Raw genomic sequence first — 22,026 nt, forward strand, 5'->3', positions numbered from 1 at the left:
CTCGGGACAACAATTCATTGCTGCGAAGTGTAACCGGCAGCGGCCCCCTGTGGCGAGACAGGCCCCCCACGTCGGAGGGGAAGCGGCGCCGCCGGCGCCAGGCATCCGATGATGCGCAAGGGTGCGCGTGGCCCGCGCGCGCGGGCTCTGCTTATTCGGCCACGGCTTCGGCCGGCGCCGCCTGCAGCGGCAGCATGATCTTGAATGTACAACCGATGCCGTCGACATTGTTCTCGACCCACAGCCGGCCCTGGTGCGACTCGATGATCGAGCGGCAGATGTTCAGCCCCATGCCCATGCCGTCGGACTTGGTGCTGAAGAACGGCTCGAACAGCCGCTCCTTGGTGGCCTCGTCGACGCCCGGGCCCTGGTCGATCACGTCGATATGGACGTTGTCGCCGATCTCGCCTGGCTCGACCCGCGCGTGCAGCCGCACCACGCCGCCGGCGCGCATCGCCGGCAGCCCGGCCATGGCCTCGACCGCGTTCTTGAGCAGGTTCACCAGCACCTGTTCGATCAGCACCGGATCGACATAGACCGTCAGCGGCGGCGCCGGCAGCCGGGTCAGGATGGTGACGCGGCGGCGCGTGGCTTCCAGGTCGGCCAGGCCCACGGCGTCGGCGACGATGTCGTGCAGCGCGGCCTCGCGCCGCTGCGGCTGGCTGCGCTTCACGAAGCCGCGGATGCGGCTGATGATGGTGCCGGCCCGGACCGCCTGCGCCGAGGTCTTCTCCAGCACCGGGATCAGGTCCTCGGGCGTGCTGCGCCCCGAATGCAGCCGCGCCACTGCGCCCATGCAGTAGTTGTTGATCGCCGCCAGCGGCTGGTTCAGCTCGTGCGCCAGCGACGATGCCATCTCGCCCATGGTGGTCAGGCGGCTGGTGAACTGCAGGCGCTCTTCATGCTGGCGCGCCATTTCCTCGGCGGCCTTGCGCACGGTGATGTCGGTGGCGATCTGCATCTGCGCCAGGTGGCCGTCGACCCACTGGATATAGCGGCGGCGCACTTCGAACCATTTCTGCATGTCGGGCACGAACACCTCGCGCGCATCCGACGCGTACGGCATCAGCTCCGATGCCGGCAGGCCGGCATAGGCATCGACATAGTCGGTGTTGTCGCTGGAGACCTGGTCCTTGTCGAGCTCGTCGCCGGCAAGCTTGACGTGGCCCTCGGCCTCCCAGCCGAACAGCTGGCGGTAGTAGCGGTTGGCGAACAGCAGCTCGGCCTTGTCGGTGGCCAGCACCGACACCGCGGCGTCAAGGCTTTCCAGCACGGTGGTGAAGCGGTCGTGCGCGGCGGCCAGTTCCTCGCGCGCGCGCTTGGGCTCGGTGATGTCCGTCATCGAGCTCATCCAGCCGGTATGGCGGCCGCGGCTGTCGACCAGCGGCGACACGTACATGCGGGCGTAGAAGCTGCTGCCGTCGCGGCGCATCACGCGCATCTCGTAGCCGCCGGCGGGCGACTTGCCCTGCAGCGTCAGGTCGATCTGCTTCTGCATCTCCTGCTGGTCGTTGGGCGGCCAGTAGGGGAAGGGCGGCAGGCGCCCGACCAGGTCGTTCTCCTGCCAGCCGGTCATGCGGCAGAAGGCCGGATTGACGTAGGTGATGCGGCCGTTCAGGTCGAGCGCGCGCAGCCCGATCAGCATCGAGTTTTCCATCGCGCGCCGGAACGAGGTCTCGGCCAGCAGCGCACGCTGCGCCTCGGAGCGGCGGCTGGTGTGCCGCCACATGCTCCACAGGCTCCACAGCAGGAAGCAGGACAACCCCACCACCAGCCACAGCAGCATGTTGTTGGGCAGGTTCGATGCCGGCGGGTAGGCGTCGGCGCGCAGCGACAGCGAATGGCCCGGCGGGTCGAGCAGCACCTCGTACGACAGCGCGTTGCCCGGCACCGGCCGCAGCGAGGTGCTGGCTCGGGTCTGGTTGTTCTTGTCGATCAGCGAGAAGCGGTAGCGCTCGGTCAGCTCGGGCGGCAGCAGGTGGGTCAGGATGCCGTTGATCGAATACAGCGCGCCCAGCGTGCCGAGGAACTCGTTGTCGCGCACGATCGGCACTTCCATCAGCATGAAGCTGTCGCCGCGCTCGTTGACCAGCGGGCGCGAGTAGACCACGCGCTGGGTCTCGCGCGCGGCGTCGAAGGTGTCGAGCACTTCGGGCTCGAGCGGCTGGTCCTGGTTCTCGCGCAGACGGCTGGCGAATTCGGAAGTCGACGGCAGCGACCAGCGCCCGCGCTTGGTGGCGTCGAGCCAGTTGATGAAGACGATCTCGGGGTTCTCGCGCAGGATTTCCTGCGCCGCGGTGCGGTAGGCACCTTGCTCCAGCTGCGCGGCGGCGATGTCGCGCGCGAGCGAGGCCAGCTGGTCCTGGTTGCTCAGCAGCGACAGGCGCACGCGCTGCTGCGCCCACGCCGCGTCGCGGTACAGCGCGTCGCGCTGCTGCTGGCGTTCGGTCTCGTGCAGCGACCACAGGATCACGCCCATGGCCACGGTGAAGAGCACAATGGCAACCAGCGGGATAAACATGAACCAGCTGGTGGCGACCAGGTTGCGCCAGCGCAGCCACCACAGGCCGCGCGGCGGCGCCACCGGGACGCCGTCGTCCGGTCCCAGCGCTTCGATCGGCCCCAGGCCGGCCGCCGGAGAAGGCGCATGCGGGACATGCGCGGACTCGCCGCCGGCGGCCTTGGCTGTACCCGACGCATCGGAGGGAAGCATGGCTGCACGCAGGCTGCGGAAAAGACGGTCGAGGCGGTTGAAAAACGGCATGGGAGGGATTGACGGCTGACCGGCCAGTGTACCGAGATTATTGCGGTGCGTCGCTTGGGGAAAGCGCCAATGAAATCCCGGCGCCGCGTGCCGGCGCTGGCAGGATGGAGGCACGGGGCATGCGGCTTGGGCTGTGATTCTTGGTGCGCTGCCGCATAATTCCACATTATAAAAAACGATATCGCAATTTGAAAATTTCCCTTGTGCTCGCCATTGGGCTTCCATAGAATCGGTCCGACCCAAGAATGCGGGCGGTAGCCATGCGCCTGCCGCGCGGAGAAACCGGAACAGGTTTCCCGGCGGCGGCCCCGATGCAAGGCGGCAATGGCGCCGATCTCCGCAAGTCGGTGCGAGTCATACGTTGAGTCGTGTCCGGCGCTGCCAGCGCGGACGCGGAAGCCAAGAATTCACCCAGGAGACAGTCATGTCCGCCGTACCAGAGCAGATCCTCGGCGCCTCGAGCGCCAACGACGCCGATCCCCAGGAAACCCATGAATGGCTCGACGCCCTGCAGGGCGTGCTGGCCGCGGAAGGCCCGGCGCGTGCCGCCTTCCTGATCGACAAGCAGATCGAATACGCACGCGTGAACGGCGTGACCCAGCCGTTCCACGCCGAGACGCAATACATCAACACCATCCCGGTCGAGCAGCAGGCCCGCATCCCCGGCGACCAGGACATCGAGCACCGGATCCGCTCGTACACCCGCTGGAACGCCATGGCGATGGTGCTGCGCGCCAACAAGCACACCAATGTCGGCGGCCATATCTCGTCGTTTGCCTCGGCGGCCACGCTGTACGACGTCGGCTACAACCACTTCTGGCGCGCGCCGTCGGAGCAGAGCGGCGGCGACCTGGTCTTCGTGCAGGGCCACTCGGCGCCGGGCGTGTACTCGCGCGCCTTCCTGCTCGGTCGCCTGACGCCCGACCAACTCGATAACTTCCGCCAGGAAGTCGACGGCAAGGGCATCTCGTCGTACCCGCACCCGTGGCTGATGCCGGACTTCTGGCAGTTCCCGACGGTGTCGATGGGCCTGGGCCCGATCATGGCCATCTACCAGGCCCGCTTCATGAAGTACCTGGACAGCCGCGGCCTGGCCAAGGCCGGCGACCGCAAGGTCTGGGCCTTCCTGGGCGACGGCGAGACCGACGAGCCGGAATCGCTGGGCGCGATCGGCATGGCCGGCCGCGAAAAGCTCGACAACCTGGTGTTCGTCATCAACTGCAATCTGCAGCGCCTGGACGGCCCGGTGCGCGGCAACGGCAAGATCATCCAGGAACTGGAGTCCGAGTTCCGCGGCGCCGGCTGGAACGTGATCAAGGTGGTGTGGGGCAGCAAGTGGGACGCGCTGCTGGCGCGCGACACCAAGGGCCTGCTGATGAAGCGCATGATGGAATGCGTGGACGGCGAGTACCAGACCATGAAGGCCAAGGACGGCGCCTACGTGCGCGAGCACTTCTTCAACACGCCCGAGCTCAAGGCGATGGTCGCCGACTGGTCCGACGAGGACATCTGGCGCCTGAACCGCGGCGGCCACGACCCGCACAAGATCTACGCCGCCTACAAGGCCGCCAGCGAGCACAAGGGCCAGCCCACGCTGATCCTGGCCAAGACCATCAAGGGCTATGGCATGGGCGACGCCGGCCAGGCCATGAACGTCGCGCACCAGCAGAAGAAGATGCCGGTCGACGCGATCCGCAAGTTCCGCGACCAGTTCAACATCCCGGTCGCCGACGACAAGCTGGAAGAAGTGCCGTACATCACCTTCGAGGAAGGCTCGAAGGAACTGGAATACATGCGCCAGGCGCGCATGAACCTGGGCGGCTACCTGCCGGCGCGCCGCCAGAAGGCCGAAGCGCTGCAGGTGCCCGAGCTGAAGGCGTTCGAAGCGCTGCTCAAGGCCACCGGCGAAGGCCGCGAAGTGTCCACCACCATGGCCTTCGTGCGGATCCTGAACACGCTGCTGAAGGACAAGCAGATCGGCAAGCACGTGGTGCCCATCGTCCCGGACGAGTCGCGCACCTTCGGCATGGAAGGCCTGTTCCGCCAGGTCGGCATCTGGAACCAGGAAGGCCAGAAATACGTGCCGGAAGACCATGACCAGCTGATGTTCTACAAGGAATCGCAGACTGGCCAGGTGCTGCAGGAAGGCATCAACGAAGCCGGCGCCATGTGCGACTGGATCGCTGCCGCGACGTCGTACTCGACCCACGGCGTGCAGATGATCCCGTTCTACATCTACTACTCGATGTTCGGCATCCAGCGTATCGGCGACCTGTGCTGGGCCGCCGCCGACATGCGCTCGCGCGGCTTCCTGCTGGGCGGCACCGCCGGCCGCACCACGCTGAACGGCGAAGGGCTGCAGCATGAAGACGGCCATTCGCACGTGTTCCACGCCGTCATCCCGAACTGCATCTCGTACGACCCGACCTTCCAGTACGAGCTGGCGGTGATCATGCAGGACGGCCTGCGCCGCATGTACGCCGAGCAGGAAGACGTCTACTACTACCTGACGGTGATGAACGAGAACTATGAGCACCCGGAAATGCCGGCTGGCGTAGAGCAGGACATCGTCAAGGGCATGTACCAGTTCCGCAAGGGCGTCGAGAACAGCAACGCGCCGCGCGTGCAGCTGCTGGGCTCGGGCACGATTTTCCGCGAGGTGATCGCCGCCGCCGAGCTGCTGAAGAAGGACTGGGGCGTCGAATCCGACCTGTGGGGCTGCCCGAGCTTCACCGAGCTGGCGCGCGACGGCCAGGCCGCCGAGCGCTACAACCTGCTGCATCCGGCCGAGACCCAGCGCGAAGCCTTTGTCACGCAGAAGCTGAAGTCGGCGCGCGGCCCGGTGATTGCCTCGACCGACTACGTGCGCACCTTCGCCGAGCAGATCCGTCCGTACGTGCCGCGCCGCTACGTGGTGCTGGGCACCGACGGCTTCGGCCGCTCGGACACGCGCGAGAAGCTGCGCCACTTCTTCGAAGTGGACCGCTACTGGGTCACGCTGGCCGCGCTCAAGGCGCTGGCCGACGAAGGCGCGATCGGCCGCGACAAGGTCGCCGAGGCCATCAAGAAGTACAACCTCGACCCGAACAAGCCCAACCCGATGTCGGTCTGATCCGGCAGCCTGCACCCACCCCCGCAGTACGGCAACGCCGTGCCGCGGGCGCCCCGGCACAGTCCCGATGGCGCCTTGCGGCATGGCGGCGTGACAGAAGCGGGCGGCGAAGGTAATCTCGCCGCTTGCGGATGTCGCGCGTGCCGGCCTGCTCAGGAGACACTGAATGAGTCAAGCAATTGAAATCAAGGTGCCGGATATCGGCGACTATGACGCCGTCCCCGTCATCGAAGTGCATGTGAAACCCGGCGACAGCATCAACGCGGAAGACGCGCTGGTGACGCTGGAATCGGACAAGGCCACCATGGACGTGCCCTCGCCGCAGGCCGGCGTGGTCAAGGACGTCCGCATCAAGGTGGGCGACAACGTGTCCGAAGGCTCGGTGCTGGTGATGCTCGAAGCGGCGAACGAGGCCTCCGCGGCACCGTCCGCCGCCGCGCCCGCTCCGGCGCCTGCCGCCGCGGCACCTGCGCCCGCTCCCGCGCCGGCACCTGCTCCCGCGGCTGCGCCTGCCGCCAGCGGTGGCGGCACCGTCGAGGTCAAGGTGCCCGATATCGGCGACTACGATGCCGTGCCGGTCATCGAAGTCCACGTCAAGCCGGGCGACACCATCAACGCCGAAGACGCGCTGGTGACGCTGGAATCCGACAAGGCCACCATGGACGTGCCGTCGCCGCAGGGCGGCGTGGTCAGGGAAGTCAAGGTCAAGGTTGGCGACAATGTGTCCGAAGGCACGCTGCTGCTGATCCTGGAAGGCGCCGCCGGCGCGGCCGCCGCACCGGCTCAGGCTGCCGCGGCGGCCCCGGCCGCAGCGAGCGCGCCCGCCCCGGCGCCCGCGCCCGCGGCTGCCCCCGCTCCGGCAGCAGCGCCTGCCGCCGTGCCGGCCGTCGCTGGCGTAAGCGGCAAGGCCGCCCATGCCAGCCCCTCGGTGCGCAAGTTCGCGCGCGAGCTGGGCGTCGACGTGTCGCGCGTGGCCGGCACCGGCCCCAAGGGCCGCATCACCCAGCAGGACGTGCAGAGCTACGTCAAGGGCGTGATGACCGGCCAGGCCGCCGCGCCGGCCCAGGCCGCCCCGGCTGGCGGCGGCGGTGGCGAGCTTGGCCTGCTGCCGTGGCCGAAGGTCGATTTCACCCGCTTCGGCGAGGTCGAAAGCAAGGCCCTGTCGCGCATCAAGAAGATTTCCGGCGCCAACCTGCACCGCAACTGGGTCATGATCCCGCACGTCACCAACCATGACGAAGCGGACATCACCGAGCTGGAAGCCTTCCGCGTGCAGCTGAACAAGGAAAACGAGAAGTCCGGCATCAAGGTGACCATGCTGGCCTTCATGATCAAGGCCACGGTCGCGGCGCTGAAGAAGTTCCCGAACTTCAATGCCTCGCTCGATGGCGACAACCTGGTGCTGAAGAAATACTTCAACATCGGTTTTGCCGCCGACACCCCGAACGGCCTGGTCGTGCCGGTGATCAAGGACGCCGACAAGAAGGGCGTGCTGGAGATCAGCCAGGAAATGAGCGAGCTGGCCAAGCTGGCGCGCGACGGCAAGCTCAAGCCGGACCAGATGCAGGGCGGCTGCTTCTCGATCTCGTCGCTGGGCGGCCTGGGCGGTACGTACTTCACGCCGATCATCAATGCGCCGGAAGTGGCCATCATGGGCGTGTGCAAGTCGTTCCAGAAACCGGTGTGGGACGGCAAGCAGTTCGTGCCGCGCCTGACGCTGCCGCTGTCGCTGTCGTGGGACCACCGCGTCATCGACGGTGCCGAGGCCGCGCGCTTCAACACGTACTTTGCGCAATTGCTGGCGGACTTCCGCCGTATCCTGCTCTAACTCGGCAGCGCACACCGGCATTGCCGGTGTGCGCCCAAGCCTGACGATAGGAGCGAGCCATGACTACCTGTGTTGTCGTCAAGAAGGGCGTCGAGGTGGCGATCGCGGCGGACGCGCTGGTCACCTTCGGCGATACGCGGCTGTCGCGCGCGTATGAGCGCAACCAGAAGGTCTTTCCGGTCGGCGACGGCTTTATCGCGCTGGCCGGGACGACCGCGCACTTCCCGGTCATGCGCACGCTGCTGGCGGGCCTGGGCGAGGAATGCAGGCTGGGCTCGCGCGACGACGTGTTCCGCACCTTCCTGAAGGTGCACGAGAAGCTGAAGACGGACTACTTCGTCAACACCAAGGAAGACGATGACGATCCCTACGAGTCGTCGCAGATCGTATGCCTGATCGCCAATCCGGCGGGCATCTTCGGCGTCTACTCGTACCGCGAGGTGTTCTCGTTCGACCGCTTCTGGGGCATCGGCTCGGGCCGCAACTACGCGCTGGGCGCGATGCATGCGGTCTATGACCGGCCGGACCTCGGCGCGGGCGAGATCGCGCGCATCGGCGTCGATGCCGGCGTGGAGTTCGACAAGAGCTCGTCGGGACCGATCGAGATGCACACGGTGCGGCTGCACCAGGAAGACGCCGCGGCGGCACTCGCCGACGATGCCGCGGGCGGCGAGCCGGCGGCCGGCGACGCAGCAACCAACAACGACGGCGCGCCCTGAAGCCGAGAGGCGGGCGCGCATAGAGGAGCAAATATGAGTGTGATCGAAGTCAAGGTGCCGGATATCGGCGATTTCGACGCGGTTGAAGTGATCGAGGTGCTGGTCAAGGCCGGCGACACGGTCGAGGTGGAGCAGTCCCTGATCGTGCTGGAGTCCGACAAGGCCAGCATGGATGTGCCGTCGTCGGCCGCCGGCAAGGTGGTCGACGTCAAGGTCAAGGTCGGCGACAAGGTGGGCCAGGGCGCGGTGATCTGCACCATCGAGGCCCAGGCTGGAGCAGCCGCCGCGCCGGCGCAAGCCCCGGCCCCGGCACCCGCGCAGGCCCCTGCGCCCGCGCCCGCCGCAGCGCCCGCCCCGGCGGCCGCCAGCCATGCCGGCGGTGCCGATATCCAGTGCGAGATGCTGGTGCTGGGTGCCGGCCCTGGCGGCTACTCGGCCGCCTTCCGCGCCGCCGACCTGGGCATGAACACCGTGCTGGTGGAACGCTACAGCACGCTCGGCGGGGTCTGCCTGAACGTGGGCTGCATCCCGTCCAAGGCGCTGCTGCACAACGCCGCGGTGATCGACGAGGCCAAGGCGCTGGCCGCCCACGGCATCCTGTTCGGCGAAGCCAAGATCGACCTGGATGGCCTGCGCCACTACAAGAACCAGGTGGTGGGCAAGCTGACCGGTGGCCTGGCCGGCATGGCCAAGGCGCGCAAGGTTCAGGTGGTGCGCGGTATCGGCAACTTCCTCGACCCGCACCACCTGGAAGTCGAACTGACCGAGGGCGAGGGCAAGCGCAGCACCGGCAAGAAGACCGTGATCCGCTTCGAGAAGGCCATCATCGCCGCCGGCAGCCAGGCGGTGAAGCTGCCCTTCATCCCGGAAGACCCGCGCATCGTCGACTCGACCGGCGCGCTGGAATTGCCGGAAGTGCCCAACAAGATGCTGGTCATCGGCGGCGGCATCATCGGCCTGGAAATGGCCACGGTGTACAGCACGCTGGGCGCCGACATCGATGTCGTCGAAATGCTGCCCGGCCTGATGAACGGCGCCGACCGCGACCTGGTCAAGGTCTGGGAAAAGAAAAACAAGGACCGCTTCGGCAAGGTGATGCTGAACACCAAGACGGTCGCGGTGGAAGCCAAGCCGGACGGCATCTACGTCAGCTTCGAGGGCGAAGCCGCACCGGCCGAGCCGCAGCGCTATGACCTGGTGCTGGTGTCGGTGGGCCGCTCGCCCAACGGCAAGCGCATCAGCGCCGAGAAGGCCGGCGTTGCCGTGACCGAGCGCGGCTTTATCGATGTCGACAAGCAGATGCGCACCAACGTGCCGCACATCTACGCGATCGGCGATATCGTCGGCCAGCCGATGCTGGCGCACAAGGCCGTGCACGAAGCGCACGTGGCGGCCGAAGCCGCGCATGGCGAGAAGGCTTACTTCGACGCCAAGCAAATCCCGTCGGTGGCCTTTACCGATCCGGAAGTGGCCTGGGCCGGCCTGACCGAGGACGAGTGCAAGGCGCAGGGCATCAAGTACAGCAAGGGCGTGTTCCCGTGGGCCGCTTCGGGCCGCGCCATCGCCAACGGCCGCGACGAGGGCTTCACCAAGCTGATCTTCGACGAGGAAACGCACCGCGTGATCGGCGGCGGCATCGTCGGCACGCATGCCGGCGACCTGATCAGCGAAGTGTGTCTGGCGATCGAGATGGGCGCCGACGCGGTGGATATCGGCAAGACCATCCATCCGCACCCGACGCTGGGCGAGTCGATCGGCATGGCGGCCGAGATCTACGAAGGCACTTGTACCGACGTGCCGCCGCCGCGCAAGCGCTGAGGCGCTGTCCGCTGCGATGACAAGGCCCGCCGTGATGGCGGGCTTTGTTTAGTGCGGTTTCGCAATTAACCGCCTTAACTTGTCAACGCCAATGCGTGGCGGCTTGCAGCGAGAGGGGAAAAGGGGGAAAGGCTGGCTGGGGAGAGATCAAAAAAAACCCGACCTGTAGAGGTCGGGTTTAACGATACCTTTGGACAAGGAGACCGCGGTACCGAGGAGACATCGGCAGACAAGGCAGCGCCGGGCCGGTCGGTCATGGCACTCCCTTCATCGTTGGCAAAGCCCACCGCCTGCGCGGGGCGTCGATGGGCTTTGCCAACGGACCGGCCGGGGTCGGTCCATCTTCAAAGCAGGCTATCAGGCAGCAGCGGCCTTCTTCGCCGTGGCCGTGCGGGCCGTGGCGCTGGCTTGCTGGGCAGCCTTGGTGGCAGCCGTGGCGGCGGCCTGGAAGTTGGTTTCAGCGATTTCGACCGCTTGCTTGGTCGCCTTCTGCACCGACTCGTAGGCGTTGTTGGCAGCGGAGATTGCCGACTTCACGATGGCCACGGTCGATTCCGAACCGGCCGGGGCGTTCTTGGCGAAGTTCTCGACCAGAGCCTGGACGTTCTTCGAGCCTTCGGCCAGCTGGGCCTCGGCCACCTTGGCGAATTCGCTCTGGGTTTCCGAAGCGATTTCGTACAGGTGACGGGTGTAGGCCAGGGTCTTTTCTGCGACCGGCTGCACGGCCGCGGCCTGGATCGCCAGCAGTTCCTGCGCGTCCTTGGCCGACAGCGCCTTCTTGGCGTTGTCCACGCCTTCGGCGAAGCTGGTCTTGACGACCTGCAGGTTCAGTTCGACGAGCTTTTCGACGCCTTCAAACGCCTTGGTGGTCAGGCCGAACAGCGTTTCGAGATTAGCCTTTTGTGCTGCTGCGACTTGTTCCGGGGTGAGGATCATTGCTGGTCTCCAGTGGTGAACTTCAAGGTCAAGCAAATTAAGCCGCCTAGATGTCAGGGCCGTGACGGTGTTTCGCCGTTTCGGCCAGCCCAGGCGTGTGGGTGGGTCAGGGCGTCAATCCGTTTGTTTGTTCGTTTGTGCGCCGCAACAAGTCGTATTTTAGGGACAGCCAAATCAATGTCAAGGAGATTTTGTGCATTGCACAAAATCCGGTTCCGCCGTGCTTGCGGCAAGTGGCGTGGTAGCCATCTCGGCCCCCCGGCAATGCCCGGACAGGGGTGCTACCATGCCAGGCTGCCCGCGCCGGTACGGCCGGCCGAGGCCGAAACACCAACAAGATGTGAACAGGATCGCCCAGGCCTCATTCCATGCTCGCTTTCTACGCCGACCACTTCGTGCTGCCGCTGCCGCCAGGACATCGCTTCCCCATGCGCAAGTACAGCATGCTGCGCGACGCGGTGTCGGCCCAGGTGCCGGGGCTGCGCCTGTCCGAGGCGCCGCGTGCCGGCGACGATGCGCTGCTGCTTGCACACACCGCGGAATACGTAGAGGCGGCCTCGGCCGGCACGCTCGACCCGGCGCGCCAGCGCGAGATCGGCTTTCCGTGGTCCGAAGCGATGGTGGAACGCTCGCGCCGGTCGGCGGGCGCCACCATCGAGGCCTGCCGCAGTGCGCTGCGTGAAGGCATAGCCGTGAACCTGGCGGGCGGCACGCACCACGCGTATGCGGACAAGGGCGGCGGCTTCTGCGTCTTCAACGATGCCGCGATCGCTGCACGCGTGCTGCAGCGCGACGGCGCGGTGCGCCGCGTGGCAGTGATCGACCTTGACGTGCATCAGGGCAACGGCACCGCATCGATCCTGCACGGCGACTCATCGGTATTCACGCTATCGCTGCATGGCGAGAAGAACTATCCGTTCCGCAAGGAAGCAAGCGACCTCGACGTCGGCCTGCCGGATGGCTGTGACGACGAGGTCTACGCGCAGGCGTTGCAGACAGCGCTGGACACGCTGTTCCGCCGCTTCCAGCCCGACCTGCTGATTTACCTGGCGGGCGCGGACCCGCACGAGGGCGACCGGCTCGGGCGGTTGAAGCTGACCATGGCTGGCCTGGCACGGCGTGACCGCCTGGTGTTCGACGCCGCGCAAGCACGCCGGCTGCCGGTAGCGGTGACCATGGCGGGCGGCTACGGCAACCAGATCGAAGACACCGTTGCCGTCCATGCGCAGACGGTGCGGCTCGCCGCGCAATATCACGCCCGGTACGCGCAACTTGCCGAGCGGCTTGCATCATGAGCGAGGCGATCGAGTCGGGCCGCAGCGGTGCGGCCAACCCGCGTGCCACGCTGTGGGTGGCATCGATGCCGTGGCTGTTCGTGCTGATCTGGAGCACCGGCTTTATCGTCGCCAAATACGGCATGCCGTATGCGGAGCCGATGACCTTCCTGTTCCTGCGCTTTGCCGGCGTGCTGGTGTTGATGGTGCCGTTCGTGCTGCTGGCGCGCGTGCCGCTGCCGCGCGTGACGGGATCGACCGCAACCGACTGGCGCGCGGTCGGGCATATCGCGGTGGCCGGCCTGCTGCTGCAGGCGGGCTACCTTGGCGGCGTCTGGGCCGCGATCAAGCTAGGCATGCCGGCAGGCGTATCGGCGCTGATCGTCGGCATGCAGCCGATCCTGACCGCGCTGATCGCCACGCGCATGGGCGAGCGCATCGGCGCACGCCAGTGGCTGGGCCTGCTGCTGGGCATTGCCGGCGTGGCGCTGGTGGTGGCCAACAAGCTCGGTACCAGCGGCTTGACGCCGGCCAGCCTCGCCCTGGCAGGCGGTGCGTTGTTCAGCATCACCGTGGGCACGGTCTACCAGCGGCATTTCTGCCCGGTGTTCGACCTGCGTATGGGTTCGGTGATCCAGTTCGCCGCGGCGGCGCTTGCCTGCGTGCCGTTCATGTTCCTGTTCGAGACGCGGGAGGTGCAGTGGACTGCCGCCATGCTCGGCGCGCTGGCGTGGTCGGTGGTGGCGTTGTCGATCGGCGCGATCTCGCTGCTGTTCCTGCTGATCCGCCAGGGTGCGGCCACCCGGGTGTCCAGCCTGATGTACCTGACCCCGCCTACCACGGCGGTGATGGCCTGGCTCTTGTTCGGCGAGCGCTTCCCGCCGCTGGCTGCCGCTGGCATGGTGCTGGCCGCGCTGGGTGTCGCGCTTGTCATCCGTCGCTAGCGGCCGCGCGTTCGTATCGCGTAGGCCGCTGGTTCAGAATATTCGCATTTCGTACTGCCTCGCTTCTGTCCCTCTCTCGCCCCATGAAACCGCAAGCCGAATCGCGCAGTGCCTATCCGTACTTCCAGCCGATCACCACGCGTTGGATGGACAACGATGTCTATGGCCACGTTAACAACGTTGTCTACTACAGTTATTTTGACACCGTGGTGAATACCTACCTGATCCGGCAAGGCGTGCTCGATGTTACGTCGGGCGACACCATCGGGCTGGTGATCGAGACGCAGTGCAACTACTTCTCGTCGCTCAGCTTTCCCGAGACCGTGGTAGCGGGTTTACGCGTAGCCAGGCTGGGCACGTCGAGCGTGCGCTATGAGGTCGGCCTGTTCAGCGGCGACAACGAAGTCGCTGCCGCGCAAGGGCATTTCATCCACGTCTATGTCGATCGCGCTACGCGCCGGCCGGTACCGCTGCCGGTCGCGTTGCGCGAAGCGCTGCTGCCGTTGGCGGCGGCGGGCGCGGTGACGGGCGCGCGGGAATAGGACGGGGCAACAGGAGATGAACAAGATGTCCCACGAGAAGCCACTCGGCTCGCAGGATGCCGTGGACTGCGTGGATCGAGCGATCCTGACGCGGCGTTCGGTGCGGGCCTTTCTCGATACGCCCGTGCCGCGCAGCACCGTGGAAGAGATCCTGGCGGTGGCCAGCCGCGCGCCGTCCGGTACCAACACGCAGCCGTGGCGCGTCTATGTGCTGTCGGGCGAGGCCAAGGCCAAGCTGTGCGCCGATGTGCTCACCGCCTATGAAGATCCCGAGCGCGACAGCAAGTATCGGGAGGAGTACCCGTACTATCCGCGCGAATGGGCCGACCCTTATCTGTCGCGGCGGCGCAAGGTGGGCTGGGACCTGTACGGGCTGCTCGAGATCAGCCGCGAGGACAAGGCGCGCATGCACGAACAGCATGCGCGCAACTTCCGTTTCTTCGATGCGCCGGTCGGCATCATCTTTACCATCGACCGCATCATGGAGCAGGGCAGCTGGCTCGACTACGGCATGTTCCTGCAAAGCATCATGGTCGCCGCCCGGGCACGCGGGCTCGATACCTGCCCGCAGGCGGCGTTCACGCAGTTCCACAAGATCATCGCCAGCCACTTGCGGCTGCCACCGGAGGAAATGGTGGTGTGCGGCATGTCGCTGGGTTTTGCCGATCCGGAGGCTGTCGCAAACCGCCTCACCACGGAACGTGAGCCGGTCAGCGGGTTTGCGCGTTTTCTCTCATAGTGAAATTTGTTTCAACATGTAACGATGGGCGCCGATATCTCAAGAGACTTTCCGTATTGGCTTCGTCGCTGCAAAGGGGTAGCAAGGGTGAGCCGGAGTGCGCTTGGGTCGAGCGCATGAGAGTTCGAAGGCGGACGTGACGCATCACGTACTTTTTCCACAATGTGGAAATGTATGTGAATCGAACTTTAAGGAGCGTCCGTAAGTCTTTAATCTTGCTAACAATTTCTTTCTTTCCTACACTAGCGCCATTCCTATGCGCTGAACGAATCATGTTCCGGTCTGATTCCATTTTCTCCAGATTCTTCGGCTCCACACCTTTGTCCGCCGTCGCCGCCGCGGTACTGGTGTCGGTGTCGATGGTCGCGGTGCCTGTGGCCGAAGCGGCCACCAAGGCCTCATCCACGCAAAAAACAAGCAAAAAGCAGGAAAAATCCGCTAAAACGGAGAAAAAGACCGCTTCGAAGCCTGTTGCCAAGAGCGCCCGCAACGCCAGGGTCGCGAAGAGCGAAGCAGGCTCCGCGCGCAAGGTGGTGGTGCTGAAGAAGGGCAAGCGCCACGTCGTGGTAGCGCAGCGCGCGGCCCCGGTGCGGGCTGCGTTTACGCCGTCCAAGCCGTCGCTGGGCGAGGCCATGGGCCTGCGCGACACCGACGATGCGCTGGCTTTGCGCTCCAGCGTCGCCCTGGTGATGGACCAGAACTCCAACGAGGTGCTGTTCCAGAAGAATGCCGGCGCCGTGCTGCCGATTGCATCGATCACCAAGCTGATGACCGCGCTGGTGGTGATGGAGTCGCGCCTGCCGATGGACGAGGTGCTGACCATCACCGAGGAAGACCGCGACACCGAGAAGCACAGCAGCTCGCGCCTGCGCTTCGGCACGCAGCTGACGCGCCAGGAACTGCTGCTGCTGGCGCTGATGTCGTCCGAGAACCGTGCCGCTTCGGCGCTGGGCCGCCACTACCCGGGCGGCCTGCCGGCCTTTGTGCAGGCCATGAACCGCAAGGCGCGCGAGCTCGGCATGAACGACAGCCATTTCGTCGATTCCAGCGGCCTGTCGAGCAGCAACGTGTCGAGCGCGACCGACCTGGTGCGCATGGTCAACGCCGCCTACCGCAACCCGACCATCCGCGAGTACTCGACCCAGACCGAGCATGAAGTCAACGTGCTCGGCCGCACCCAGCATTACGTCAGCACCAACCGCCTGGTGCGCGGCGGCAACTGGGAGATCGGCCTGCAGAAGACCGGCTTTATCTCCGAGGCCGGCCAGTGCCTGGTGATGCAGGCACGCGTGCACGGACGCAATGTGGTGATGGTGTTCCTGGATTCGGCCGGCAAGCTGTCGCGCTTTGCCGATGCGAACCGCGTCAAGGACTGGCTCGAGCATTCGCCGTCCTCGCCGCAGCGCGGTTTCCCGTCGTCGCCGAACCTGACGCAGGGTCCGGGCAGCGCCCACGCGGTGCTGGCCTCGCAGCAATCGCGCGGCATCTGAGCGCGCACGCCTGGCCGGAAAAAAAACGCGCCGCAATGCGGCGCGTTTTGCTTTGGTGCGGCAGCGCTCAGAGCAGCTTGCCGGGGTTCATGATCCCGGCCGGATCGAACACCGACTTGATCTCCCGCATCAGCCGCAATTCCAGCGGATCCTTCACTGCCAGGAAGGCATGGCGCTTGAGCTGGCCGATGCCATGCTCGGCGCTGATGCTGCCGCCGTAGCGCATCACCTCGTCCAGCACCGCATCGGTCACGGCATCGCCCTGCGTGGCCGCCCAGTCCCTGGCGGCGCCGGCGGGACGCGACAGGTTGTAGTGCAGGTTGCCGTCGCCGAAGTGTCCGAACACGAAGGGCCGGATCGCGGCATCGAGCGCGCGCAGCCGGGCTTCCATCGATGCCATGAAGGCCGGGATCTGCTCGATCGGCAGCGACACGTCGTGCTTGAGGTGCGGACCGTCGGCGCGCTGCGCTTCGGAGATCTCCTCGCGCAGCTTCCATAGCGCCTGCAGCTGCGCGAGCGAAGCGGAGACTGCGGCATCGAGGCACAGCTCGCGCTCCAGGGCCTCGCCGATGACGCGTTCCAGCAGCGCGTTCAGCGCGGCCTCGTCGGTGGTATCGGCCAGTTCCACCAGCACGTAGGCCGGGTAGCGCTGCGCAAACGGCTCCTGCACGCCTTCGGCATGGGCGAGCACCAGGTCCAGGCAAGCGCCGGTAAAGAACTCGAAGGCCTGCAGGCGTGCGCCGCATTGCTCGAACAGCAGTTCATAGAGCGCCAGCGACTGCGCGGGCGAGGCCACTGCCGCCAGCACCACGCTGCGCGTATCGGTGCGCGGGAACAGGCGCAACGCCGCCGCGGTGATCACGCCGAGCGTGCCTTCGGAGCCGATCAGCAGCTGCTTCAGGTCATAGCCGGTATTGTCCTTGCGCAGCGTGCGCAGCCCGTGGAAGACCTCGCCGTTGGGCAGCACCGCTTCGACCCCCAGCACCAGTTCGCGCGTCATGCCATAGCGCACCACGTTGACGCCGCCGGCATTGGTGGCCAGGTTGCCGCCGATCTGGCACGAGTCTTCGGCGGCCAGCGACAGCGGCAGCAAGCGGTTGGCGTCCTGGGCCGCGCGGCGCAGGTTGCCCAAGATGCAGCCAGCCTCGGCCACCATGGTATTGGCGATGGTGTCGAGCGAACGCACCGCGTTCATGCGGTCCAGGCTCAGCACCACGTTCTGCGCGCGCGCGTCGGGCGTGGCGCCGCCGCACAGGCCGGTATTGCCGCCGCGCGGCACCACCGGCACCGCGGCCTGCTGGCATAGCGCCAGCGCGCGCGACACTTCGTCGACGCTACGGGGCCGCAGCACCGCCTGGGCCTGGCCACGGTAGATGCCGCGCCAGTCGGACAGCCACGGCGCGATATCGTCGGGGTGGGTCAGCGCGGTGTCGGGGCCGAGGGCTTCGGTAAGCCGCTGGGCGAAGGATCCGTTTTGCATGATGGTGGTGTGGTCTCAGGAAAGGGATGCGCGGCTGGCGGCGCTCGCTGCCGTCGCTGCGTCGTCGCGCGCGCGTAGCGCAAGCCCGAGGCGGCGTGCGGCGCTTTGCAGGTGGTCCACCGCCGCCGCGCGCGCCGCGCCGGCGTCGCCGCGGCGGATGGCCGCGACGATGGCCTCGTGTTCGGCATGCACGGTCTCGGCCAGGCCCGGCTGGCGCAGCGTATTGGCACGCGCGGTGGCGACGGCCTGGTGCAGCTGCAGGTTCAGGTATTGCAGCAGCTGGCGGTAGTACGGATTGTGGGTGGCAGCGGCGATGCCGATATGGAAGGCCGCGTCGAGATCGGCAGCCGGCTGCGGGTCGTAGAGCCGGTCCTGCAGGCGCTGCAGCAGTGCCGCCAGCGCGGCCACGTCGTCATCGGTGCGGCGCACCGCGGCCAGCGCCGCGGCGGCGCCTTCCAGGTCGATGCGCAGGTCGTACAGGTCGGCCAGTTCGCCGGCGTCGAGCTGGGGCTCGCGCGGCAGCTGGAAGCCGGAGGCGCCGGTGCGCGAACGCACCGTGCAGCCAACCCCCTGGCGCGATTCGACAAAGCCCTGCGAACGCAGGTGCTCGGTGACTTCACGGATCACGGCGGCGCTGACGCCGTATTGCTCGGCCAGCTGCCGGCCGGTCGGCAGGCGGCTGCCGACGGGGTAGGCGCCGCTTTCGATATCGGCGCGCAACTGGCGCGTGACCTGTTCGGTAAGGGTGACGGTGCGGGTTCGCATGGCAGTCGATTATAAGGTTTGCTGGTTATCTGAAAACATAGGGTAAACGTTAGGGCGGAAAATCTGGGGTATCAAAAGCAAAACGCGCGGACTGCCTCGCTGGCAGCCCGCGCGTTGGCGGCAATGCGGCAGGTGGCGTCAGGCCGCGGCTTCGGTCACGTAGCCCATGCCGCGCGAGATCTGCAGCGCGGTGTCCTTCAGGTTCTGCAGCCAGCTGTCCTGCAGCCGGTCCGCCGGCGCCGACAGCGACAGGCCCGCCACCAGCCGGCGCGAGTCGTCATAGATGCCGGCGGCGATGCAGCGCACGCCGAGTTCCAGCTCCTCGTTGTCGCGGGCATAGCCGTTGGTGCGGACCCAGTTGAGTTCGCGTTCGAGTTTGGCCAGGTCGGTGATCGAGGTGCGGGTGTGGCCAGCCAGCCCGGTGCGGGTGGCGTAGTTGCGCACGCGCGCCGACTCGTCGGCGGCCAGGAACAGCTTGCCCACCGAGGTCAGGTGCAGCGGGGCGCGGCCGCCGATGGCGCGTACCACCTGCATGCCCGAGCGCTCGCTGTAGGCGCGCTCGATATAGACGATCTCGTCGCCCTGGCGCACCGACAGGTTGACGGTCTGGCCGGTGACGCGGTGCAGCGCGCGCATCGGTGCCAGTGCCGCGTCGCGCACCGACAGGCGCGCCTTGACCAGGTTGCCCAGCTCCAGCAGCCGCATGCCGAGCCGGTAGCTGCCGGGGTCGGAGCGGTCGACAAAGCGGCAGGCCACCATATCGTTGAGGATGCGGTGCGCGGTGGAAGGATGCAGGCCGGTGGCCAGCGACAGCTCTTTCAGGCTGACCGGGTCGGCATGCTGGGCGAGGGCGTCCAGCAGGGTCATCATGCGCTCGATGACCTGGATGGACGTCTTGCCGGGTGACTTGTCTGCGTCGGACATGGTTGGGAAAAGTAGCAATGTTGCCTTGCGGCATTTTTAAACGTCTGCCTGATTCTATCTCGCATCGTGAAAATTTCAATAGGTGAAATGACATTACGGTAAGAAACCGCCGGTGATGTCGCTGCGTGAAGTGCCGTGCATGGCACCGCATTCACGAGGCCGATGAACGCTTTATGCGCCACCCGCGGCGCCAAGCGCGCATAATTGCGGGGTTTCAGGGTCTGGGAGAAGTCAACAATGCGAGTCGGTCTGTTCCACACCTGCCTGGTGGACCTGATGCGCCCGGAGATCGGTTTTTCGGTGCTCAAGCTGCTGGAAGCCGCCGGCTGCGAGGTCATGGTGCCCGAGGCGCAGACCTGCTGCGGCCAGCCGGCCTACAACTCGGGGGAGCGTGCGGTGTCGCGCGACCTGGCCGAGAAATTCCTGCGCGAGTTCGAGATGTTCGACTACATCGTGGTGCCGTCCGGCAGTTGCGGCGGCATGATCCGGCATCACTACGCCGACCTGCTGCGCGACGATCCCGAACTGAACGGCCGCTACGAGCGCCTGCGCGAACGTGTGTACGAGCTGACCGACTTCCTCGCCAACGTGGCCCGGGTCGAGACCCTGCCGTCGACGTTCTCGGGCCAGATCACTTACCACGATTCGTGTTCCGGCCTGCGCGAACTGGGCGTCAAGCAGCAGCCGCGCGCCTTGCTGTCGCGCCTGCCAGGCGTGCAACTGACCGAGATGAAGGACTGCGAGGCCTGCTGCGGTTTCGGCGGCACCTTCTCGATCAAGTACGGCAATATCTCCACGGCCATCGTCGACGAGAAGTGCACCAACATCCAGGCCACCGGCGCCGATGCGGTGGTGCTGGGCGACCTGGGCTGCATCCTCAATATCGAAGGCCGCCTGCGCCGCACCGGCGACAGCCGCACCCGCGTGCTGCATATCGCGCAGGTGCTGGCAGGCGACGCCTGACCGCGCAGACACCTCAGGAATTCGCCACGATGCAAGTCCACAGCATGGAATTCAAGGCGCGCGCCGGGCAGAAACTGGCCGACCAGCGCCTGCAGCAGAACCTGAAGAAGCTCTCGACCAAGTTTGTCACGGCGCGCGCCGAGGCGATCCGCGACATCGATTTCGACGCCACGCGCGAGGCCCTGAAAGAGCGTCGCAACCGCGCGCTGGAAAACCTCGACGTCTGGCTTGCCACGTTTGAAGAGAACGCGACCCGCCGCGGCGCCACCGTGCTGTTTGCCGAGACCACCGCCGACGCCGCGCGGCTGGTCGCCGAGATCGCGCGCAAGCATGGCGTGAAGAAGGTCATCAAGAGCAAGTCGATGGTGACCGAGGAAATGCGCCTGAACCAGGTGCTGGGCGAGATGGGCGTGCAGAGCATCGAGACCGATCTCGGCGAGTACATCCTGCAGATCAACGACTCGGAGCCGCCCTCGCACATCATTGCGCCGGTGGTACACAAGGACAAGGACGAGATCGCGGACCTGTTCGCCAAAGTCCACCACAAGCCGCGGCTGACCGAGATTCCGGAGATGACGCGCGAGGCACGCGAAGTGCTGCGCCCGGAATTCCTCAGCGCCGACATGGGCGTCACCGGCGGCAACTTCATCATCGCCGAGACCGGCTCGGTGGCGGTAGTCACCAACGAGGGCAATGAAGGCATGTGCACGGTGATGCCGCGCGTGCACGTGGCGGTGACCGGCATCGAGAAGGTGCTGCCGACGCTGGAAGACTTGGCGACGGTGATGCGGCTGCTGCCGCGCTCGGCCACCGGCCAGGCGATTTCCAACTACTTTTCGCTGCTGACCGGGCCGCGTGCCGAGGGCGAGCGCGACGGTCCCGAGCATATGTATTTCGTGCTGGTCGATGGCGGCCGCAGCGGACTGATCGGCGGCGACTTCCAGGAGATGCTGCGCTGCATCCGCTGCGGCGCCTGCATGAACCACTGCCCGGTGTACCAGAAGATCGGCGGCCATGCCTATGGCTGGGTCTATCCCGGCCCGATGGGCAGCGTGCTGACGCCCAGCTACGTCGGTCTGGCCAATACGTTAGACCTGCCGCAGGCGGCCACCATGTGCGGCGAATGCAATCGCGTCTGCCCGGCATCGATTCCGTTGTCGGACCTGCTGCGCAAGCTGCGCGAAAAGCAGATGGAACGTGGCCTGCGGCCATGGCAGGAGCGCTTTGCGCTGAAGGCCTGGGGCTACGTGGCCAAGCGGCCCGAACTCTATGCGCTGACTGCCCGCATCGGTGCCTGGCTGCTGGGCCGCATGGGCGGCAGCAACGGACTGATTGCCAGCTTGCCGCTGGCGGGCAAGGGCTGGACCGAAACCCGCGACATGCCGGCGCCGTCGGGCCGCACATTCCGCGAACTCTACAAGGAAAGGAGGGCGCGTTCATGAGCGCAGCCAACACGGAAACGCTGGCGCGCATGCGCGCCGCGCTGGACCAGCATGTCGCGGGGTCGATGCCCGCGCAGGAACTCGTGCGCGCCTGGCGCGATGCCGGCAGCGCGCTGGCGCTGCCGCCTGTCTACGGGCAGGCGATGGAAGAACTGCTGCGCAGGCTGGAGATGTCCGCGGTGTTTGCGCAGGACAGCTGCTCGTTCTCGAGCAGCGCGGTGACGGACCAGCTGGCGCGGTGGCTGGACAAGGCGGCGACGGTCTGAGGCCTTCACGCTTCGCCGCG

General features: G+C 66.4%; 17 protein-coding genes. 12 read left to right on the plus strand and 5 right to left on the minus strand.

Annotated elements, in window-relative coordinates; genetic code table 11:
- Positions 1 to 151: 151 nt before the first annotated feature.
- Positions 152 to 2,764 (minus strand): PAS domain S-box protein, encoded by a 2,613-nt coding sequence (locus U9J39_RS07585; protein WP_116378516.1) that lies wholly within the window; start codon positions 2,762 to 2,764, stop codon positions 152 to 154.
- Positions 2,765 to 3,188: 424 nt separating this feature from the next.
- Here U9J39_RS07585 and aceE point away from each other — a divergent pair, with 424 nt between their 5' ends.
- From aceE to lpdA, 4 genes are all read left to right on the plus strand, one after another.
- Positions 3,189 to 5,876, plus strand: a complete 2,688-nt coding sequence (gene aceE, locus U9J39_RS07590; RefSeq protein ID WP_111519763.1) for a pyruvate dehydrogenase (acetyl-transferring), homodimeric type — start codon at positions 3,189 to 3,191, stop codon at positions 5,874 to 5,876.
- Positions 5,877 to 6,042: 166 nt separating this feature from the next.
- Positions 6,043 to 7,704, plus strand: a complete 1,662-nt coding sequence (gene aceF, locus U9J39_RS07595) for a dihydrolipoyllysine-residue acetyltransferase (RefSeq protein WP_115709079.1) — start codon at positions 6,043 to 6,045, stop codon at positions 7,702 to 7,704.
- Between the two features lie 59 nt (positions 7,705 to 7,763).
- Entirely contained in the window at positions 7,764 to 8,423 is a 660-nt protein-coding gene (locus U9J39_RS07600; RefSeq protein WP_116312419.1) for an MFS transporter, read from the plus strand.
- Between the two features lie 33 nt (positions 8,424 to 8,456).
- A complete protein-coding gene (gene lpdA / locus U9J39_RS07605) occupies positions 8,457 to 10,241 on the plus strand; it encodes a dihydrolipoyl dehydrogenase (RefSeq protein WP_326346847.1) in 1,785 nt (594 codons plus the stop codon).
- A 357-nt stretch (positions 10,242 to 10,598) separates the two neighbouring features.
- Here lpdA and phaP1 read toward each other — a convergent pair whose 3' ends face one another.
- Positions 10,599 to 11,177, minus strand: coding sequence for a TIGR01841 family phasin PhaP1 (gene phaP1 / locus U9J39_RS07610; protein WP_115680014.1), 579 nt, complete (start codon positions 11,175 to 11,177; stop codon positions 10,599 to 10,601).
- A 368-nt stretch (positions 11,178 to 11,545) separates the two neighbouring features.
- Here phaP1 and U9J39_RS07615 point away from each other — a divergent pair, with 368 nt between their 5' ends.
- The 5 genes from U9J39_RS07615 (at position 11,546) to pbpG (ending at position 16,166) form a co-directional block, all read left to right on the plus strand.
- A complete protein-coding gene (locus U9J39_RS07615) occupies positions 11,546 to 12,472 on the plus strand; it encodes a histone deacetylase family protein (protein WP_116312421.1) in 927 nt (308 codons plus the stop codon).
- Entirely contained in the window at positions 12,469 to 13,395 is a 927-nt protein-coding gene (locus U9J39_RS07620; protein WP_116312422.1) for a DMT family transporter, read from the plus strand. Before U9J39_RS07615 ends, U9J39_RS07620 begins: the two co-directional genes overlap by 4 nt.
- A gap of 83 nt (positions 13,396 to 13,478) precedes the next feature.
- A complete protein-coding gene (locus U9J39_RS07625; protein WP_326346848.1) occupies positions 13,479 to 13,937 on the plus strand; it encodes an acyl-CoA thioesterase in 459 nt (152 codons plus the stop codon).
- Positions 13,938 to 13,953: 16 nt separating this feature from the next.
- Positions 13,954 to 14,676 carry a nitroreductase gene (locus U9J39_RS07630; protein ID WP_442784891.1) on the plus strand — a complete coding sequence of 241 codons (723 nt, stop codon included), beginning with the start codon at positions 13,954 to 13,956 and terminating at the stop codon, positions 14,674 to 14,676.
- A gap of 272 nt (positions 14,677 to 14,948) precedes the next feature.
- Positions 14,949 to 16,166, plus strand: coding sequence for a D-alanyl-D-alanine endopeptidase (gene pbpG, locus U9J39_RS07635; RefSeq protein WP_326346850.1), 1,218 nt, complete (start codon positions 14,949 to 14,951; stop codon positions 16,164 to 16,166).
- Positions 16,167 to 16,233: 67 nt separating this feature from the next.
- On the opposite strand, the gene U9J39_RS07640 is transcribed toward pbpG, so the two are convergent.
- From U9J39_RS07640 to U9J39_RS07650, 3 genes are all read right to left on the minus strand, one after another.
- Positions 16,234 to 17,646 (minus strand): FAD-binding oxidoreductase, encoded by a 1,413-nt coding sequence (locus U9J39_RS07640; protein WP_326346851.1) that lies wholly within the window; start codon positions 17,644 to 17,646, stop codon positions 16,234 to 16,236.
- Between the two features lie 15 nt (positions 17,647 to 17,661).
- The gene (locus U9J39_RS07645) at positions 17,662 to 18,411 is read right to left on the minus strand and encodes a FadR/GntR family transcriptional regulator (RefSeq protein ID WP_326346852.1); all 750 of its coding nucleotides are present in this window, start codon (positions 18,409 to 18,411) and stop codon (positions 17,662 to 17,664) included.
- Between the two features lie 138 nt (positions 18,412 to 18,549).
- Positions 18,550 to 19,335 carry an IclR family transcriptional regulator gene (locus U9J39_RS07650; RefSeq protein WP_012352591.1) on the minus strand — a complete coding sequence of 262 codons (786 nt, stop codon included), beginning with the start codon at positions 19,333 to 19,335 and terminating at the stop codon, positions 18,550 to 18,552.
- Positions 19,336 to 19,572: 237 nt separating this feature from the next.
- Here U9J39_RS07650 and U9J39_RS07655 point away from each other — a divergent pair, with 237 nt between their 5' ends.
- The 3 genes from U9J39_RS07655 to U9J39_RS07665 are packed head-to-tail and all read left to right on the plus strand — an operon-like array spanning position 19,573 to position 22,006.
- A complete protein-coding gene (locus U9J39_RS07655; protein WP_326346853.1) occupies positions 19,573 to 20,298 on the plus strand; it encodes a (Fe-S)-binding protein in 726 nt (241 codons plus the stop codon).
- A 29-nt stretch (positions 20,299 to 20,327) separates the two neighbouring features.
- Complete coding sequence (locus tag U9J39_RS07660) at positions 20,328 to 21,740, plus strand: LutB/LldF family L-lactate oxidation iron-sulfur protein (protein ID WP_116312426.1); 1,413 nt, start codon at positions 20,328 to 20,330, stop codon at positions 21,738 to 21,740.
- Entirely contained in the window at positions 21,737 to 22,006 is a 270-nt protein-coding gene (locus U9J39_RS07665) for a hypothetical protein (RefSeq protein WP_326346854.1), read from the plus strand. The genes U9J39_RS07660 and U9J39_RS07665 overlap by 4 nt, the downstream gene beginning before the upstream one ends.
- The last annotated feature ends 20 nt before the right edge of the window (positions 22,007 to 22,026 follow it).

The organism is Cupriavidus sp. SS-3, from assembly GCF_035818815.1.
Classification (GTDB): domain Bacteria; phylum Pseudomonadota; class Gammaproteobacteria; order Burkholderiales; family Burkholderiaceae; genus Cupriavidus; species Cupriavidus taiwanensis_C.

Bases quoted from the DNA above. Each gene is read 5' to 3' on its own strand.
- U9J39_RS07585 (WP_116378516.1), bottom strand. From the start codon at position 2,764: ATGCCGTTTTTCAACCGCCTCGACCGTCTTTTCCGCAGCCTGCGTGCA.
- aceE (WP_111519763.1), top strand. From the start codon at position 3,189: ATGTCCGCCGTACCAGAGCAGATCCTCGGCGCCTCGAGCGCCAACGAC.
- aceF (WP_115709079.1), top strand. From the start codon at position 6,043: ATGAGTCAAGCAATTGAAATCAAGGTGCCGGATATCGGCGACTATGAC.
- U9J39_RS07600 (WP_116312419.1), top strand. From the start codon at position 7,764: ATGACTACCTGTGTTGTCGTCAAGAAGGGCGTCGAGGTGGCGATCGCG.
- lpdA (WP_326346847.1), top strand. From the start codon at position 8,457: ATGAGTGTGATCGAAGTCAAGGTGCCGGATATCGGCGATTTCGACGCG.
- phaP1 (WP_115680014.1), bottom strand. From the start codon at position 11,177: ATGATCCTCACCCCGGAACAAGTCGCAGCAGCACAAAAGGCTAATCTC.
- U9J39_RS07615 (WP_116312421.1), top strand. From the start codon at position 11,546: ATGCTCGCTTTCTACGCCGACCACTTCGTGCTGCCGCTGCCGCCAGGA.
- U9J39_RS07620 (WP_116312422.1), top strand. From the start codon at position 12,469: ATGAGCGAGGCGATCGAGTCGGGCCGCAGCGGTGCGGCCAACCCGCGT.
- U9J39_RS07625 (WP_326346848.1), top strand. From the start codon at position 13,479: ATGAAACCGCAAGCCGAATCGCGCAGTGCCTATCCGTACTTCCAGCCG.
- U9J39_RS07630 (WP_442784891.1), top strand. From the start codon at position 13,954: ATGAACAAGATGTCCCACGAGAAGCCACTCGGCTCGCAGGATGCCGTG.
- pbpG (WP_326346850.1), top strand. From the start codon at position 14,949: ATGTTCCGGTCTGATTCCATTTTCTCCAGATTCTTCGGCTCCACACCT.
- U9J39_RS07640 (WP_326346851.1), bottom strand. From the start codon at position 17,646: ATGCAAAACGGATCCTTCGCCCAGCGGCTTACCGAAGCCCTCGGCCCC.
- U9J39_RS07645 (WP_326346852.1), bottom strand. From the start codon at position 18,411: ATGCGAACCCGCACCGTCACCCTTACCGAACAGGTCACGCGCCAGTTG.
- U9J39_RS07650 (WP_012352591.1), bottom strand. From the start codon at position 19,335: ATGTCCGACGCAGACAAGTCACCCGGCAAGACGTCCATCCAGGTCATC.
- U9J39_RS07655 (WP_326346853.1), top strand. From the start codon at position 19,573: ATGCGAGTCGGTCTGTTCCACACCTGCCTGGTGGACCTGATGCGCCCG.
- U9J39_RS07660 (WP_116312426.1), top strand. From the start codon at position 20,328: ATGCAAGTCCACAGCATGGAATTCAAGGCGCGCGCCGGGCAGAAACTG.
- U9J39_RS07665 (WP_326346854.1), top strand. From the start codon at position 21,737: ATGAGCGCAGCCAACACGGAAACGCTGGCGCGCATGCGCGCCGCGCTG.